Origin of the sequence: Vibrio fortis, assembly GCF_024347475.1 — a bacterium.
Classification (GTDB): Bacteria; Pseudomonadota; Gammaproteobacteria; order Enterobacterales; family Vibrionaceae; genus Vibrio; species Vibrio fortis.
Window position 1 is genome coordinate 1,005,418 of sequence record NZ_AP025487.1, and the last position, 15,315, is coordinate 1,020,732.

Sequence of the window (15,315 nt, forward strand, 5' to 3'; positions counted from 1 at the left end):
AACAACAAGTGTGACGAATAACAAAAAACGACAACGAAAAATACAACCTGTATCTAACCTGTATTACTATAAATACAAGTTAGATACAGGTTGTTGTTTCTTTGCACTCTTTGGAGACGAAATTTATGGCGCGAGATGCGAAAGTTGTAGCGAATAGAGTTATGGCCTTACTGGGAGGTGAGGGCAATATCGCACAACTGAATCACTGTGCAACACGACTGCGTGTTGTGGCCAAGGATGATGAACAAGTCGACGCTGAAGGACTCAGCGCAACAGAGGGAGTACATGGGTACTTCTTCCAAAACGGTCAGCACCAAGTGATCTTGGGGACCGGTTTTGTGGGTAAGGTTTTTGCCATCATGAAAGGCAACGACGCCATTGAAGAGGCTCCACAAGCTGAAGAGAAAAAAGACAAAGTGAGTACCTTCCAAACGGTAACGCGTACTTTCTCTGACATATTTGTCGCCATTATTCCTGCCTTGGTTGCGACTGGTTTATTGATGGGTCTGCGTGGGTTGTTGGTCAACGGTTTCGGTATTGAGCTCTCTCCGCAGCTCAATACGCTGTCTCAAGTTTTAACTGATACCGCCTTCATCTTTATCCCAGTATTGGTGACTTGGTCTGCCATGCGAGTATTTGGTGGTAATCCAGTGCTCGGTATTGTTTTGGGCTTGATGCTGGTAGCTCCACAATTGGCAAGCAAATGGGATGTCGCTTTCGGTAACGCAGAAGCGATGATGATTCCGTTTATGGGCTTTGAGATTGCTGTAACTGGTTTACAGAGTTCCATTCTTCCAGCGGTATTTATGGGTTGGTTTGCAGCCTTAGTTGAGCGTACATCGCGTAAACACATCCCTGAAGTTCTGGATTTGATTCTGACACCATTTATTACATTGCTGGTCTCTTTGATTGCTGGTTTGGTATTCGTTGGTCCAATTCTACTCGGCATTGAAAAACTCATTACCGAGGCTGTGCTTTACTTCTTACAAATCCCATACGGCATTGGTGGCTTGATTTATGGCGGCGCAATTCAATTCATGGCTGTAACGGGTATGCACCACACCATCGTGCCGATCACGATCGCGATGGTGACAGACACAGGCTTTGACTACATCAACCCATTGGGTACTGCTGCAATCGCAGGCCAGTTTGGTGCTGCAATGGCGGTTATGTCGATGCAGACAGACAAAGTGAAGAGGACTGGTATGTTTGGTGCAGCGTTGCCAGCTCTGTTTGGTATCACTGAACCAGCGATGTTCGCGATTACTCTGCCTCGCGTAAAACCTTTCTTGTATGGCTGTATTGGTGGTGCATTAGGTGGCTGTTTGGGCGCGATTGCGGGTATTGGCTCTGCGGGTACGGGTGCAACTATGTTACCGGGTGTTCTGCTTTATCTTGGCGGCGGTCTAGGAATGTATGTGCTGGTTATGTTGGTAGGTGCGGCTTCGGCTTTTGCTTTAACAAAGCTGCTTTACAAAGAGCCTAAATAATTTTTCACCACCTATTTGAGTGAATATCTTTTTCTTGGAGTTGTTATGGATTTTTCTAATCGTCAAAATCGCTTTGTCCGAATTCACGAGGTGAGCGAGGAGTATTTGGCGGATATTGAACACAAAACACAAACAGACCCGTTTTACCCGAGCTACCACATTGCACCAAAGCACGGCTTGTTGAATGACCCGAATGGTTTGAGTTACTTCAATGGCGAGCACCACATTTTCTATCAGTGGTTCCCGCTTGGCCCTGTGCACGGTTTGAAGCACTGGTACCACGTATCGACCAAAGATTTCGTGAACTTTACTGACCGCGGCATCGCGATGTACCCAGACCAAGACTACGACCATCATGGTTGTTATACCGGTGTTGGTGTACCACACGATGACCAGCTGTACATTTTCTACACGGCGAACTTGAAAAAGGGGAATGACCAACGTCATCCGACTCAAGTTCTCGCGATTATGGACAAACAAGGTAATGTGGAAAAGAAAGGCGTAGTCGTGGATTTCGATCCAAATGCCTACACTGCCGAGATCCGTGACCCAGTGCTGGTTTGTCGTGACAACGATTATCACATGTTGATTGGCGCTCAAGATCACAACGAAAAGGGCACGCTGGCTTATTACCACGGTAAAGACATTGATGATTACCACCACATGGGTGACATCGATGTGGGTCTCGAAGATTTTGGCTATATGTGGGAGTGTCCGAACTACTACGAAACCGATGACAACGGGGTTTATATCTTCTCTCCTCAAGGCGTGAGTTCAGACAATAAGTTCGACCTTAAGAACGTCTTCTCAGTGGTTTACATGGTTGGTGAGCGCATTGACTTTGAATCAAAATTCTTCAACAACCAAGGCTACCGTGAGCTAGATAAAGGCTTCGATTTCTATGCGCCACAAACTTATCTGGATGACCAGCAACGCCGCATCCTTATTGGCTGGCTAGGCAACTCAAAAAGTGACTACCCAACCGATAAGAATGGCTGGGCACACATGCTGACTCTGCCACGTGAGTTGACCATCGATGGCGACTATCTGATCCAGAAGCCATTGAAAGAGCTTGAAGCACTACGCCAAAGTTCAATTGATGTCGAAGACTCTGAGCCTCTAGAGCTAACGTCACGAGCATTCGAGTTGACGTTGAATGTAGATGAGTTTTTCACTCTGACTTTGGCTAACCAGAAAGGTGAGCAGATGGTGTTTCGAGGCGATCAAGATGAGTTGATTCTAGACCGTGCTCAGGTATCTCACTTACACGCAGAAGCATACGGCACGGTTCGCTACGCTCAGCGTCTAGAGCAGGCGCAAACCATCCGCGTCTTTGTCGATAACTCAGCGATTGAAATTTTTGCTGACAACGGCAAGACAGTGTTCACTTCTCGAATCTTCATTGATGAGTTGTCTCTAGTCACTCTCAATCAGACAAGCGGCACACTGCATTACATGTCTGCGATACAGGCTACTCGTTAGCCACCAGTAAATTATTCCAAAACAAAAAAATAAGGCCCTCGTCGGGGAGGGCCTCTTATTGCCAAAATATAGGGTTTAACATGAAAAATACACTAAAAATGTCGCTTGCGGCGGCTTCCGTAATGGTTGCAATGTCAGCGAACGCTGGAATCAGCATTGTTGATACTGAAGAGGGTAACTTCTCTGTCGGTGGTAACGTGGAGTTGAATTTCAACTACCAAGACCGTGAGTCACACGATAACAATGACAGCGAATTCAACCAAGACGGCCGCGTTCTAATCGAGTTTGCGGGCGAAAAGTACACGAGCAAAGGTCATTATGTGGGTGTGAAAGCGCAACCGTTGTTTGAGAGCACAGGCAATATTGCATTGGATGATGCGTACTTTGAGTTTGGTAAAAAAGACGGTTGGGCAATTAAAGCGGGTCGATTTGAAGCTTACGATATGTTTCCTGTTGGCTTAGATGTCTTCCTAGAGTACTCGGGAGATACAGCGAATGATCTTTATTCAGACGGTTCAGCATATTCATACCAAGCAAAAGAAGCACGTGGTCGCGGTTCAGACGGTCAAATCATGTACAGCCAAACCTTTGGTGACTTGTATGTGGAAGTTGGCGCAATGTTAGGTGACCGCTCTAACTTGTTCGATGGCGGCCTTGATGGCAAGTACCACGGTAAAGAGATCGAATCGAGCAAAGATTCGTTTTTAGTTCGCCCTGTTGTCGCTTACCAAATGGGTGATTTCAAAGTGGCTGCTTCGATTGAAACCAATCTCGTTTCTAACGCAATTGTCGCTGATGGTGTGGATATCTCAGATCGTACCGGTTATGGCTTAACTGGTAACTGGACGAGCGGTGATTGGACAGTAAATGCGAACGTTGCTTACTTAGATGCTGTTGACGAAAACAACTTATCAGCAGGTGTTAATGCACTGTGGAATAACTTTGGATTGGGTTACATTCACTCTATCAATGAGTATGAAAATAAAGAGTTTTCTTCTTGGGCTGAAGGCGACGTAAACGTATCAACATGGTATGCATCTTACGCTTTCCGTGATGTACTGGAGGTACAAGATTTTTCAATTCTTCTAGGTACATACTACACAACCGTCGACAACAAATTGGATCAGCAGTCGGATGCATCAGCCTTTGCTGAAGAAGACGATTTCGGTGCTCGTGTACGTCTGTTCTACGAATTTTAATTTAACGTCGTTACGAGAGGCAAAGTGATATGAACAAGGTTTGGGTAACTGGAGATGCTGTTGTGGACTTGATTCCAGATGGCGAGACTCGTTATTTAAAATGTCCAGGTGGCGCGCCAGCAAACGTTGCTGTGGCCATCTCTCGATTGGGCGGTGATACTGCTTTTTTTGGTCGAGTTGGGCAAGATCCGCTAGGGCGCTTTATGAAGCAAACTCTAACGGATGAGAAGGTGAATACCGATGACATGCTTCTGGACGAAGCTCAGCGAACATCTACTGTGATTGTCGACCTAGATGATGATGGTGAACGCAGCTTCACCTTTATGGTTAAGCCAAGCGCCGACCAGTTTTTCAGCATCGAAGACATCCCAAAATTTACATATGGACAATGGATGCACAGCTGTTCAATCGCTTTGGCTAACGAACCTTCTCGCAGTGCGACGCTTGAAGCGATGCAGCGAATGAAATCAGCAGGCGGCTATATCAGCTTTGACCCGAACCTGAGGGAAGAAGTATGGGGTGAACCATCACAAATCAAAGAAGTTGTGATGAGTGCTGTTGAGCTGGCAGATGTGGTGAAGTTTTCTGAAGAGGAATTAACGTTCTTAACCGGTACTGAAACGCTAGATTCAGCTTTGGACGCGCTAAATGTTGCACCTAACAAGCTGATCATCGTGACGCTAGGCGCTCGTGGTGCATTGGCGGTTTACAATGGTGAACGTCGAGTGATTGAAGGCACTAAAGTAGATCAAGTTGTTGATACAACGGGTGCTGGTGATGCATTTGTCGGTGGCTTATTAGCCAAGCTGTCTCAGAGCGATGACTGGTGTTCATGGTCTCAGGTCGAAGCTGCGGTGCATTGGGGTAATGGTTGTGGCGCACTTGCGACCACGCAAAAAGGCGCAATGACAGCACTGCCTTCTTTGCAACAATTAACTGAACTAGTGGGCTAGCGATCTAGGTTAGCCATGTAAGTGTCTATCCCATAACAAAGCCGCTCATAGAGAGCGGCTTATTTGTTCTATGAGTCACAGTATTGCTTTATTCGTAAATACTGTACGAGAAGTACTTACTCGCAATTTTTGCGTGTTGGCCGTTGTCGCGATCAATTTGCAGGCAGAATTACGGCTGAGTTGTCACTTTCAGTTTGCTCGTCATTGCTATCGGCTTGTTGTGCTAGCCAGTCTAATGCTTGAGTTAGGTAGAGCTTATTGGCCTCGGCATCACACCATGTTTTGGACAGCCCACGGCGGTTAAACTCTGCGCCAATTGCAGCAAGTGTTTGGTTACTTGGTCGGCCATAGTAAAGGGTGTCACATAACTGCATATTCGACATGGATTGTGCGTAGACGTTGACCGAAGAAGTGTTAGCACTCAAGGCTTTGGATTGATTGTGCGTACAGCCAACTAGGCTTAGGAGCAGTATAAGAGCACCGATGTTTTTCATATGAGTTGCATTTCGAGACGTTGAAGGTGGCCCGATGTGAACACACTTGAGCCACGGTTATGTCAACGTTTATACAAACTCAACCGAATCGAGATCTAAATTCCAGTTTGTCATTGGTGGCCGTTTTCAGTTGGCTCAAACCATTAATCCATTCGATTGTTTTTCCAGTAACTGTTGTGCAGTTAAGGCGGGTAATGGTTTATAGAAGTAGTAACCCTGAATCTCGTGGCAGCCCAGTTGAGCGATGGTTTTGAATTGAGATAGGGTTTCTACGCCCTCAGCGACGATATTAAGATTGAGCTGATCCGCAATCAACTTAGTGCCTTTGATGATCGCTTGGTTCTTCTTGTTATCAATCGCATCTGAGACAAATGAGCGGTCAATTTTCACTGTGTCGATCGGGTAGAGATTAATGCAACTCAACGAAGAGTAACCCGTTCCGAAATCATCCAGTGCGATACTCACCCCATACTCTTTGAAGCCTGTCAGTACTTCTAGCGCAACATCTTCATTATCGATCAGTGCGTTTTCAGTGATCTCCAATTGAATGTTTCGAGGGTTGATTTTGTGAGTTTCCATGATGTGGATGTATTTGGCAAAAACCGCATTGCTGCGCAGTTGAATGGCAGAGAGGTTAATGGAGAGCCGAACATCGGAAAGCCCTTGAGATTGCCAAGTATGGTATTGCGCGCAAGCATTCTCGAAAACCCATTCGTCAATTTGACCGATTAAACCCAGTTCTTCCGCTAAAGGGATAAAGTTGTTTGGAGGGACAATGCCAAGCTCTCGGTTTTGAATTCTCACTAATACCTCAAAGCCAATGATTTTCCCCGTTTGGACTGAGACTTGCGGTTGATAATGGAGCACAAAACTGTGTGTGGCGATGGCTTCACGTAGAATCACTTCATGGGTATTTCTATTTATGCTCTTCTGTTCAATCTGCTTGTTGTAGAAGGCATAGCCGTTCCTGCCTTGTGACTTCGCTTGATACATAGCGCTGTCACCTCGTTTAAGTAAGGTTTCCGCATCGAGCCCATCATTTGGGAAGATACTGATCCCCAAACTTAGTGTCACAAATATGGGTTTCTCACACACTATGATTTCAGTTTTGAAGCTCGCAAAGATCCGCTGCGCAATATCGATAACTTCCTGCTCAGTGTGAATATCAGGGAGGATAATAACGAACTCATCGCCACCTAATCTCGCCAATACATCTCTGGAGCGCAGCGATTGGTTGAGACGCTCGGATAGCTTGACTAAGAGTTGGTCACCAGCCGCGTGTCCCATCGAGTCATTGATGTATTTAAAGTGATCCAGATCGATAAACATAATGGCGAACTTTTTGTTATCCCGAGAAGAGAAGCGAATGGTTTCATCTAGCTTGTCTTGGAATAGAGTGCGATTGGGCAGGCCTGTTAATACGTCTGAATAGGCGAGATTCTTGATTTTTTCTTCTTGCAGGCGTTTTTCTGTGATGTCTTCAAACACACCGCGATAACCACTGAAAGCACCGTTCTTGGTGATCGGTTTTGCTGATACGAGTAAGCAGACGATGCGCCCATCTTGATGTTTGAACCAGCATTCAACGTCAACCAGATTCTGTTGTCCTTGCATCGCTTTTAAGTAGCTGTTGCTGTCTTGAATGTTGAACTGGTTAATGGGCATTCCGATAAGATCTGCAGGGTGATATCCAATGATTTCGCTGGAAGAGTGAGAACAGTAGGTGAAGCGATCATCGATATTGGTCTCCCAAAGCCAGTTTGACGTACTGTGGGCAATATCGCTGAACCTCTCTTCCGCTTTTTTGAGATCTTGAATCAGCATTTCGTTTTTAAGAGCAGAGCTAATAATGGCGCGCAGGTTTTCAAAGGCGGTGCCTTTACGATTGCTCAAATTCACGGTCATGAAGCCGATGGGCTTGTTGGCAAAAGAAAGTGGAAACACCATTAAGGAGTAGCGCTGTTGGTAGGCGTCAACGCTACTCGGGATCAAGTGATTGGCATTGAATACCTGTTTGTCTGAAATAATCGGTTGTTTATTGCGAACCGAGATTATGTTGGTTGCCGTCAGAGTGTCGGCATGGACATCATTGAAAATGGAGATATACATTTCAGAGAGCTTGAGAATATCAATGGCGTATTTTTTGATTGTCCCAAGGTCGAAAGAGGCGTTCAGGTTATTCACGATAGCGCGAAAGTAATTGAGGTAATACTCGGTTTCAAAGCTCTGAAATTTAATCGCGGTTTGTTCAATTCTATTTTTAAGTGTGGTGAGCTCGGCAATAAACGTTGTTAACTTTGCCGGATTAGAACTTAGCTCAAGATAACGCAGTGCATTGATCTGAAATTTTGATGCGACTTCAAGCCAGAACAGGACGTCGTCAGACTCCAACGAGTCGTCTAAGTTCTGTTTTAAAAGCATCAATAAGTCAGCATAGTCGTTGCTTTCTAGTGCCTGATGAAAAGACGCCAAAGCGCATTCCACACGCTCATTGCTGATTGCGCCCTTATGTTGAGCAATGACATGAACAATGTGGTTATGAGTATCATCGAAGACAGCTTGCTTTCCGGTATCCCGGAGTCCGTTATTGGGTGTTTGATGGCGACTAAACTCTTGCGTATTACAACCGCATGATTCACGAATAACCAATGACGTTGGAATTTTCACTTCATCTAACGGAGGCTGCCCTTCAATTTGCGCAATGACTTCTATGGCAGCAGCTCGACCTAACTCGAAAAGAGGCTCTCGAATACTTGTCAGCGGTGGTTCCGAGAATGCGCCCTCTAGTGTGTCCATCGAGCCCACAACCGCTAGGTCTTGAGGAACCTTAATACCTAACTCTTGGCAGGCTTCAACGACTCCCAACGCTTGATTGTCGTTAATGGTAATTACGGCGTCGATAGGCTTGTTTTTGTCAGACAAAAATTGTTCAAGTTCTTGCTTGGCGGAACGTTTTTTCAGATCGGAATAGAGCACGAGATCTGGGTCGAAAGGAATATCGTATTTTTCTAGTTGTTCTCTGTAGATGTGCATTCTTTTTTCGGAAGAGGCGTGATATTCCGGGCCACGAATCAACAGAATATTACGAAAATGATGAACGTTGACAAAGTGGTCAAAGAGCTCAGAAAATCCGGTTTCATAATCGGTTGAGATACTGGTATATGGGCTGATTTTACAGCCAATGTTAACGATTGGAACATCAGAGAATTGCTCAATGAATTCAGCGCTTTCTTTCTCATTAACAAAGCGCATATGGGAACTGAATGGACTAATAACTCCTGAAATAAGCTTCATGTTGACTAGATCGAATACTTTATCTCTTGCCAGTGTTAAATGGTCTGTGGACTTTATTACACCGCCACAAAAGCCGATGATGTTGTAATTATGCTGCTCTGCTACATGGGCGGCACCTCGCATGATGCCTTCGTGGTAATGGGACGTCATAGAACCCACCAAAACGGCTATGGTTGGACGTCCATTTTGTAAGCTCATTATGGAGTTGGGTAGAGAGTCGCTCATAATACTAACGGCCTTGTTATTGGTTTTATTTGTATTATTTATTTGTGTGAGAAAAACGCAAATTCTCAATTATGGGAGCGTGATCTCGTTAGCTATCCATACACAGTTCGCATAGAGAGTTATGAAGTGAGTCATGTTTTGATGGGATACAGAGATTGATGTTGATGGTGGAATCTAAGCTGGAGATTTATTTCAATTGCGCAATTGTTAATGTTTTTCACCGAGAAAAACCGCAATTTTGTACAAAAGCTTGGTTAACTTATAAAGTACACTGATAGATTCAAAGGAAGGCGCTACCTGAAGGAATAGGGCGATGAAAAAGGCGAAGAAGGAAAAGGCGGATTACAAGATCACCGAAGAGCTTGGTGGCCTTGAGATTTTGAACGCTGAATACGAAAAGCAGAATTTCTCTCGCCATAGCCACGAAGGGTATACGCTTGGCGTGATTGAGCAGGGCGCCCAACGTTTCTATCGTACTGGTGGCCATCATGTTGCGCCTCAAGATGCGATTATCTTAGTGAATGCCGATGAAGTGCATAGCGGGCACTCGGCCACTGAAGGCGGATGGGCGTATCGTGCAATGTATCCACTCCCGGAGCAACTGGCCAAAATTACCCAAGAGCTTAACCTACCTAACTATGGTGCTCCCTACTTTCCTCGCGCAGTGGTTGAAGATCCTGAGCTCGCGAATCAGTTGCGTTTGGTCTTCAACACGATTGATGAGTCAGACAATCGCTTACTACGTGAAACTCTAATGTACGGCATGTTAGTAAAACTCATCAGTCGTCATGGGAAAAGCCCACTCAAACCTCAACTCGACAGTAAAACGCAGCGACAACTGGTGTTAGTAAAAGAATTCCTCGATGACTTTCCGCAAGCCGATGTCTCGTTGGAAGAGCTGTCAAAGTTGGCGGCATTGAGCCCCTATCATTTGGTGCGCTCATTCCAAAAAGAGTTTGGTTTGCCGCCTCACGCTTATCAGATTCAATCTCGACTGCGCCTGGCGAGAACCTTGCTTAAGAGAGGGCATTCTATTTCGGATACAGCACAAGAGTGCGGTTTCCACGACCAGAGTCATTTTCATCGACACTTTAAGAAGGCTAACGGTTATACGCCGGGTCAGTACATCAAGATGCTGTGACGCTCAGTATTCAGCAATTTTGTACAATCGCGCATAAGCTAGGCTGACTAAATTGTTCCCAAGGTTTAATAGATTTGAAATGGAAGTATCAATATGACGAGAAAATCTCAGCTTTGGAAAGGGGCACTAGCCGGGATGCCACTGAGTATTGCGGTGATTCCATGGGGAATATTGGCGGGTTCGTACGCCATAGATGCGGGGCTTGATCCGCTTCAAGCACAAGCAATGTCTGCGATTTTGTTTGCTGGCTCAGCGCAGTTAGTCGCAGCAGGTATGTTTAAAGCCGGAATTGGCTTAGGCACTATGTTATTGACCACTCTGTTCATTACATCGCGTCATTTTTTATATAGCGTTTCCATGCGCGATAAAATCAGTGATTTGCCTACACGCTGGCGCTTGTTGCTGGGTTTTTGGCTCACGGACGAACTGTTCGCGATATGCAGTGGTCAATCGAAACAAGAGTTCAATCGCTGGTATGCGGCAGGTGTCGGAGGTGTGTTTTATCTGTTCTGGAATATGGCGAGCTTTGTCGGCATCGTCGCGGGCAGTCAAATTCCTTCTCTGAATGAAATCGGTCTTGATTTCGCCGTTGCTGCAACCTTTATCGCTCTGGTGTTCCCACTAATTAATACCATGCCGGTCATTGTGTGCGTTTTGGTGTCACTGTTAGTGTCTGTGGTGCTCACGGTGAATCAAGTTGAGGGAGCCTTAATGGTGGCATCTATTGCGGGCATGCTCTCCGGCTTTCTATGTGAAAGTTATAAAGATGGAGATGTTTCAACGCATTCGGCAACAGAGGGAGAATCATCATGATCTGGTTGACCATTCTTTTGATGACCGCGATTGTGTTTGTGAGTCGTTACTTGTTTCTTGAGCCCGCAGTACCTCTTCGTTTGAATAGCTCAGCACGTAGGCTGCTGCGTTATTCTGGTCCAGCCGTATTGACGGCGATTTGGGGGCCTATTGTTTTCGCGCCAGAGAAATCACTGTGGGTGAGTGCGGAAAACCCTTACTTGATAGCGGCATTGATGACCTTTCTGCTGATTTGGAAAACGGGTAATGTGCTAGTTACCATCCTGCTCAGTATGGGGGTGTTTCTTTTGTATAACTTGGTATTGGTCGATTATCTGTTTCACTCATAATAAAACAGGGCTCATATGAGCCCTGTTTTTTCGTGTTCTCAGCTTACTTGTAGAAAGCTTCAACTGTGCCTTTCAATGTGATTAGCATTGGACGACCGAAACGGTCTAGCGCTTTAGGTGAAGGGATTTTTACCCAACCTTCGCTGATGCAGTACTCTTCAACGTCAGTACGCTCTTTACCGTTTAGACGAATGCCGATGTGGTGCTCGAAACACTCAGCTACGTGGTGCGGGCTGCGTGGGTTACCTGCTAGACGATCTGGTAGAGCTGGCTTTGATGTGTTATCTGTCATGATGCTTACTTACAGTAAATAAAAAGTGCGTCATTGTAGACAAAATAAGACCTGAGCATCAAGAAAAGTTGTCATTATTCTAGGGTTATTTTGTAGTGTTGAAAGAGTACTAGACTCTAACAATCCCTCGCGTTTGCCGAATCTCCTCGCCATGCATAGACAGAGCGTTTACCATGTAACATAAATTTGTATTTGGAAGTAATTACTATGTCTTTCCCTCCTTGCCCGAGCTGTAGCTCTGAATATGTTTATCAAGACCAAAGCCATCTTATTTGTCCTGAATGTGCTTATGAGTGGAACCCTGAAGAAGTCGCGAAAGAGAGCGAGCTAAATATTAAAGATGCCAATGGCAGCCTGTTGGCGGAAGGGGATAAGATCACACTGGCTAAAGACCTAAAAGTAAAAGGCAGTTCGTTAGTGTTGAAGATCGGTACTAAAGGCGTGATTAAACGTATGAACGATGGCAAGGATCATCAGCTAGATTGTAAGCTTGATGGTGCCGGTGAGATGATGGTGACCGCCAAGTATGTAAAAAAGGCGTAGTTCGTTGTTTTGGTGAGTAGGGTGAGACTGTGTATTGCCCCTCAAAACCGATATTTGTTTTGTTCGAAAGTGCTAGGTATGCAAAAAGTCGACGTAAATAAATGATATATACTGAAGTCACTGCTTTGTAACAACGAAGGTGACGGAATGTCGAAGACCACTAAGCTGCAAAACGAAGATAAACTGTTTAAAAAGGCAATGGAAGTCGGAACTAAGCTGGCTGAAATGCAAGGCTTTAAGCTCAATGATCCGAGTATGTCACAATCGGTGAAAGCAAAGGCTATCTACCTGTTTTTAGTCGATGCAAAGCAAATTACTCCTCTGCCTGCCGACAAGCAGGAAGGTAAGGATATTAAAAAGCGCCTCGCGGTGTGGATTCACAGTGCATTGCCTGAAGGTGATCCACTTAAATAAGTTTAGCGAATACAAAAATCCCCAATCAGTCTAGCCACTGGTTGGGGATTTTTTTGCATGTCAAAAGTCTTGAAGTTGTTATTCAATACCTGGGTATTAATTACGCTTTGCAGTAAACTCGCGCGTCACGTGGTGTATAAATACCAAAAGTCACTGTGCGTAGCAGGCCGTTTACAAACGTTTCTTGTACTTCAACCTTAGCAACTTTGTCGATACCACCACATACTTTTGCCGCATCGATCTCTTTCTCTTGCGCTAGGCCATTAATAAAGAAGTGTTGCGGTGCATCTGTTGTTACTTCTGCTTCATCAGGCGCCATAACAAATGTTTGTTGAGCACAACCTGTTGCTACCATAGACAGTGCCGCGATAAGAATTAGCTTCTTCATTGTTTTCTCCATTTAATAATCATGTTTTTAATCAGCTCACACTTAAGCGGTGTGAGTTAACCGTTGATGGAGTCAATTATTCCAAAGTTCTTATTTTGTTACTGTATAGGTTTGTCAGGCTCTGAATTACATTTCGGTAAACACAAACTAAACATGGCACCATTCAATAAAGTACTGTGACCAACGTTAGCGTGTCCACCATGTTGTTGGCAGATCTTTTCTACAATCGAGAGGCCAAGGCCGTGGCCACTTTTCCCTTTGTTACGCGCCTTGTTACCCACATAAAAAGGTTCAAACAGGTGAGCGAGATGCTCTTCGTCAACACCGGGGCCATCATCGTGGATCTCAATGCAGACGTATTTATCTCTATCAACAAGATGGATGGCGACTTGAGTCTCTGCGAACTTGAAAGCGTTACGGACAACGTTATCGAGCGCACGCTTGAGCAGGTGCTTATCGGCTTCCAACTGTTGATCGCTGCTCAAATTCGAAGTCAGGGCTAGTGTTAATTTGGTCTCTTTTTGCCAACGTGGTATCAGTTTGTCCACATAAGTTGAGAGTTCAAAACTGCTCTTTTCTAAATCCAATTTTTGATTATCAAGTTTGGCAAAATAGAGCAACTCATCCACCATGCCTTCCATCTCTTCGGTATCCTCAACAATACTGTCGATGGTCTCTCTTTGTTCTTGGTTGAGAGGCGTATCTTTTAGCAGTTCAGCTTGCCATTGAATACGGAACACAGGCGTTCGAAGCTCATGGGCAACGGCGTTGGTTAGTGCTCGATTGCTGTCTATTAGGTGCTGAATCTTGTCTGCCATAAGGTTAAATGAGCGATTAAGTGTACCGATTGCACTGCCGCTATTTGTGACTGCTCGCGTTGAAAAATCACCTGCAGCAAAGCTCAACGTTGCGCGCTCTAGCTTTTTCACTCGGCGGTAAATAACAAATAGGTGGCCAGAGGTATAAACGACAAAGCTGAGAATGAAGAACAGCCACAAGAGATCATCTTCGAACTGAATTTTCTGTCGTACAAAGGCGTCTTCGTCTGGTGCGTAACGGTATATAGAATCGGAGCCAGCAAAGTGGAACCAGAGATCTCTATCATCATCAAACAGGATCGGCATATCTGACTGAGCTTTGAAAAATTCGAGAATGTCAGAAGGCACACCTTCCCCAAGAGGAAAAGTGGTGACGATATGTCGAGTCATGTCGGCAAATTGAGTGATGGCCTCTTCAGCCGCCTCAACACCTTGATTGGTGGCGATGTTGCTAATGAGCTGCTGATGCGCCAACGCCTCGTAGTCGTATAAGACAAACTCGTAGTCGGTTGTCCACTGATAGACGGTGACTTCATAAGCAAAAATGCTCGCCATAAAACAGGCAAACAGGCCGATGATTGATTCTAGATATATGCGTTTCATTGTTCTCTTCGTTATTGGGTGAGTTAACGCAAATTAGCCCCAAGCCGTGGAGACAAACAGGTAGCCTTTCCCGCGTAGTGTCTGGATCTTTTCCGCAGGAGAGTTGTCATCACCAAGCAGCTTTCTAAGACGCACGATTTTGTTGTCTACCGTTCTATCGAATCCATCGTATTCGATACCGCGTAACTCTTGGGTCAGAGTATCTCTGGATAGCGCAATATCGGGCTGATTCGCAAGGATCCAAAGTAGGTCAAACTCACTGTCTGTGAGTGGGACAAGATTGCTGTTTAATTCACATCGTTTGTATTTGTTTTGTAATACTAACTGACCGAAGGTGATTTGGTCTTTATCCTCACTGACGGGGTCAGCGGGCTCAACACGTCGTAATAAACTTCTTACTCGTGCAAGCAAAACTCGTGGTTTGATAGGCTTAGTCACATAATCATCAGCCCCAGTCTCCAACCCTGCAACGTGGTCAAAGTCATCATCACTGGCAGTTAGCATCAAAATCTTACCGAGGAATTTTGTACGCGTCTGTCGGCAAATTGTCAGTCCATCTGCGACAGGCAGCATCAAATCAAGCAGAACAATATCGGGCTGGTGGTCTAGCATGTGGTCGATGGCTTCACTGCCATCATCTAAGGTTGTCACGTGAAAACCTTGGGTAACAAAGTAACTCTTTAATAGCTGCTGCAGTTTCAAATCGTCTTCAACGATGAGCATGGTATGTTGTGTCATAAATCTGCGACCGTAATGCATGAAAGGCTTAGGTTAAGAACATTGGTTCAGTGTAAATTGCTGAAGCTAAGTTTATAGTTTGTTCTTTTTTGTGTGCTT

15 protein-coding genes are annotated in these 15,315 nt (G+C 45.1%); 9 read left to right on the forward strand and 6 right to left on the reverse strand.

Features of this window, described 5'->3' with window-relative positions:
- The first annotated feature begins 125 nt into the window (after nucleotides 1-125).
- The 4 genes from OCV50_RS04590 (at nucleotide 126) to OCV50_RS04605 (ending at nucleotide 5,124) form a co-directional block, all read left to right on the forward strand.
- On the forward strand, nucleotides 126-1,490 hold the full coding sequence (locus tag OCV50_RS04590) for a PTS transporter subunit EIIC (RefSeq protein ID WP_315974630.1): 1,365 nt from the start codon (nucleotides 126-128) through the stop codon (nucleotides 1,488-1,490).
- Nucleotides 1,491-1,535: 45 nt separating this feature from the next.
- Nucleotides 1,536-2,972, forward strand: coding sequence for a sucrose-6-phosphate hydrolase (locus OCV50_RS04595; RefSeq protein ID WP_261903810.1), 1,437 nt, complete (start codon nucleotides 1,536-1,538; stop codon nucleotides 2,970-2,972).
- An 80-nt stretch (nucleotides 2,973-3,052) separates the two neighbouring features.
- The gene (locus tag OCV50_RS04600) at nucleotides 3,053-4,171 is read left to right on the forward strand and encodes a carbohydrate porin (RefSeq protein WP_152468380.1); all 1,119 of its coding nucleotides are present in this window, start codon (nucleotides 3,053-3,055) and stop codon (nucleotides 4,169-4,171) included.
- Nucleotides 4,172-4,200: 29 nt separating this feature from the next.
- The gene (locus tag OCV50_RS04605) at nucleotides 4,201-5,124 is read left to right on the forward strand and encodes an aminoimidazole riboside kinase (protein ID WP_261903811.1); all 924 of its coding nucleotides are present in this window, start codon (nucleotides 4,201-4,203) and stop codon (nucleotides 5,122-5,124) included.
- Between the two features lie 152 nt (nucleotides 5,125-5,276).
- On the opposite strand, the gene OCV50_RS04610 is transcribed toward OCV50_RS04605, so the two are convergent.
- Together OCV50_RS04610 and OCV50_RS04615 are read right to left on the reverse strand one after the other, a co-directional pair.
- Entirely contained in the window at nucleotides 5,277-5,618 is a 342-nt protein-coding gene (locus OCV50_RS04610) for a hypothetical protein (RefSeq protein WP_261903812.1), read from the reverse strand.
- A gap of 135 nt (nucleotides 5,619-5,753) precedes the next feature.
- Nucleotides 5,754-9,062, reverse strand: a complete 3,309-nt coding sequence (locus OCV50_RS04615; protein ID WP_261903813.1) for an EAL domain-containing protein — start codon at nucleotides 9,060-9,062, stop codon at nucleotides 5,754-5,756.
- Nucleotides 9,063-9,450: 388 nt separating this feature from the next.
- Here OCV50_RS04615 and OCV50_RS04620 point away from each other — a divergent pair, with 388 nt between their 5' ends.
- The 3 genes from OCV50_RS04620 to OCV50_RS04630 all read left to right on the forward strand — a co-directional run bounded on the left by OCV50_RS04620 (nucleotide 9,451) and on the right by OCV50_RS04630 (nucleotide 11,420).
- Nucleotides 9,451-10,278, forward strand: coding sequence for an AraC family transcriptional regulator (locus OCV50_RS04620; RefSeq protein ID WP_032549563.1), 828 nt, complete (start codon nucleotides 9,451-9,453; stop codon nucleotides 10,276-10,278).
- Between the two features lie 93 nt (nucleotides 10,279-10,371).
- The gene (locus tag OCV50_RS04625; RefSeq protein WP_261903814.1) at nucleotides 10,372-11,091 is read left to right on the forward strand and encodes an AzlC family ABC transporter permease; all 720 of its coding nucleotides are present in this window, start codon (nucleotides 10,372-10,374) and stop codon (nucleotides 11,089-11,091) included.
- Nucleotides 11,088-11,420 carry an AzlD domain-containing protein gene (locus OCV50_RS04630; protein WP_261903815.1) on the forward strand — a complete coding sequence of 111 codons (333 nt, stop codon included), beginning with the start codon at nucleotides 11,088-11,090 and terminating at the stop codon, nucleotides 11,418-11,420. Before OCV50_RS04625 ends, OCV50_RS04630 begins: the two co-directional genes overlap by 4 nt.
- A gap of 43 nt (nucleotides 11,421-11,463) precedes the next feature.
- Here OCV50_RS04630 and OCV50_RS04635 read toward each other — a convergent pair whose 3' ends face one another.
- Nucleotides 11,464-11,712: a DUF3297 family protein gene (locus OCV50_RS04635; protein WP_239840507.1), complete on the reverse strand. Its 249-nt coding sequence runs from the start codon at nucleotides 11,710-11,712 to the stop codon at nucleotides 11,464-11,466.
- A gap of 207 nt (nucleotides 11,713-11,919) precedes the next feature.
- Here OCV50_RS04635 and OCV50_RS04640 point away from each other — a divergent pair, with 207 nt between their 5' ends.
- Entirely contained in the window at nucleotides 11,920-12,255 is a 336-nt protein-coding gene (locus OCV50_RS04640) for a zinc ribbon domain-containing protein YjdM (RefSeq protein ID WP_239840508.1), read from the forward strand.
- A 147-nt stretch (nucleotides 12,256-12,402) separates the two neighbouring features.
- Nucleotides 12,403-12,669 carry a DUF5062 family protein gene (locus tag OCV50_RS04645; protein WP_032549558.1) on the forward strand — a complete coding sequence of 89 codons (267 nt, stop codon included), beginning with the start codon at nucleotides 12,403-12,405 and terminating at the stop codon, nucleotides 12,667-12,669.
- 100 nt (nucleotides 12,670-12,769) lie between these two features.
- Here OCV50_RS04645 and OCV50_RS04650 read toward each other — a convergent pair whose 3' ends face one another.
- From OCV50_RS04650 to OCV50_RS04660, 3 genes are all read right to left on the reverse strand, one after another.
- The gene (locus OCV50_RS04650; protein ID WP_150871603.1) at nucleotides 12,770-13,057 is read right to left on the reverse strand and encodes a Bor family protein; all 288 of its coding nucleotides are present in this window, start codon (nucleotides 13,055-13,057) and stop codon (nucleotides 12,770-12,772) included.
- A gap of 98 nt (nucleotides 13,058-13,155) precedes the next feature.
- Nucleotides 13,156-14,478: an ATP-binding protein gene (locus OCV50_RS04655; protein ID WP_261903816.1), complete on the reverse strand. Its 1,323-nt coding sequence runs from the start codon at nucleotides 14,476-14,478 to the stop codon at nucleotides 13,156-13,158.
- Between the two features lie 33 nt (nucleotides 14,479-14,511).
- Entirely contained in the window at nucleotides 14,512-15,216 is a 705-nt protein-coding gene (locus OCV50_RS04660; RefSeq protein ID WP_261903817.1) for a response regulator transcription factor, read from the reverse strand.
- Between the last annotated feature and the right edge of the window lie 99 nt (nucleotides 15,217-15,315).

What these genes read in the sequence shown, in the direction of transcription:
- OCV50_RS04660 (WP_261903817.1), bottom strand. Translation starts at nt 15,216, where the DNA reads ATGACACAACATACCATGCTCATCGTTGAAGACGATTTGAAACTGCAG.
- OCV50_RS04650 (WP_150871603.1), bottom strand. Translation starts at nt 13,057, where the DNA reads ATGAAGAAGCTAATTCTTATCGCGGCACTGTCTATGGTAGCAACAGGT.
- OCV50_RS04610 (WP_261903812.1), bottom strand. Translation starts at nt 5,618, where the DNA reads ATGAAAAACATCGGTGCTCTTATACTGCTCCTAAGCCTAGTTGGCTGT.
- OCV50_RS04615 (WP_261903813.1), bottom strand. Translation starts at nt 9,062, where the DNA reads ATGACGTCCCATTACCACGAAGGCATCATGCGAGGTGCCGCCCATGTA.
- OCV50_RS04640 (WP_239840508.1), top strand. Translation starts at nt 11,920, where the DNA reads ATGTCTTTCCCTCCTTGCCCGAGCTGTAGCTCTGAATATGTTTATCAA.
- OCV50_RS04595 (WP_261903810.1), top strand. Translation starts at nt 1,536, where the DNA reads ATGGATTTTTCTAATCGTCAAAATCGCTTTGTCCGAATTCACGAGGTG.
- OCV50_RS04590 (WP_315974630.1), top strand. Translation starts at nt 126, where the DNA reads ATGGCGCGAGATGCGAAAGTTGTAGCGAATAGAGTTATGGCCTTACTG.
- OCV50_RS04600 (WP_152468380.1), top strand. Translation starts at nt 3,053, where the DNA reads ATGAAAAATACACTAAAAATGTCGCTTGCGGCGGCTTCCGTAATGGTT.
- OCV50_RS04635 (WP_239840507.1), bottom strand. Translation starts at nt 11,712, where the DNA reads ATGACAGATAACACATCAAAGCCAGCTCTACCAGATCGTCTAGCAGGT.
- OCV50_RS04605 (WP_261903811.1), top strand. Translation starts at nt 4,201, where the DNA reads ATGAACAAGGTTTGGGTAACTGGAGATGCTGTTGTGGACTTGATTCCA.
- OCV50_RS04630 (WP_261903815.1), top strand. Translation starts at nt 11,088, where the DNA reads ATGATCTGGTTGACCATTCTTTTGATGACCGCGATTGTGTTTGTGAGT.
- OCV50_RS04655 (WP_261903816.1), bottom strand. Translation starts at nt 14,478, where the DNA reads ATGAAACGCATATATCTAGAATCAATCATCGGCCTGTTTGCCTGTTTT.
- OCV50_RS04620 (WP_032549563.1), top strand. Translation starts at nt 9,451, where the DNA reads ATGAAAAAGGCGAAGAAGGAAAAGGCGGATTACAAGATCACCGAAGAG.
- OCV50_RS04625 (WP_261903814.1), top strand. Translation starts at nt 10,372, where the DNA reads ATGACGAGAAAATCTCAGCTTTGGAAAGGGGCACTAGCCGGGATGCCA.
- OCV50_RS04645 (WP_032549558.1), top strand. Translation starts at nt 12,403, where the DNA reads ATGTCGAAGACCACTAAGCTGCAAAACGAAGATAAACTGTTTAAAAAG.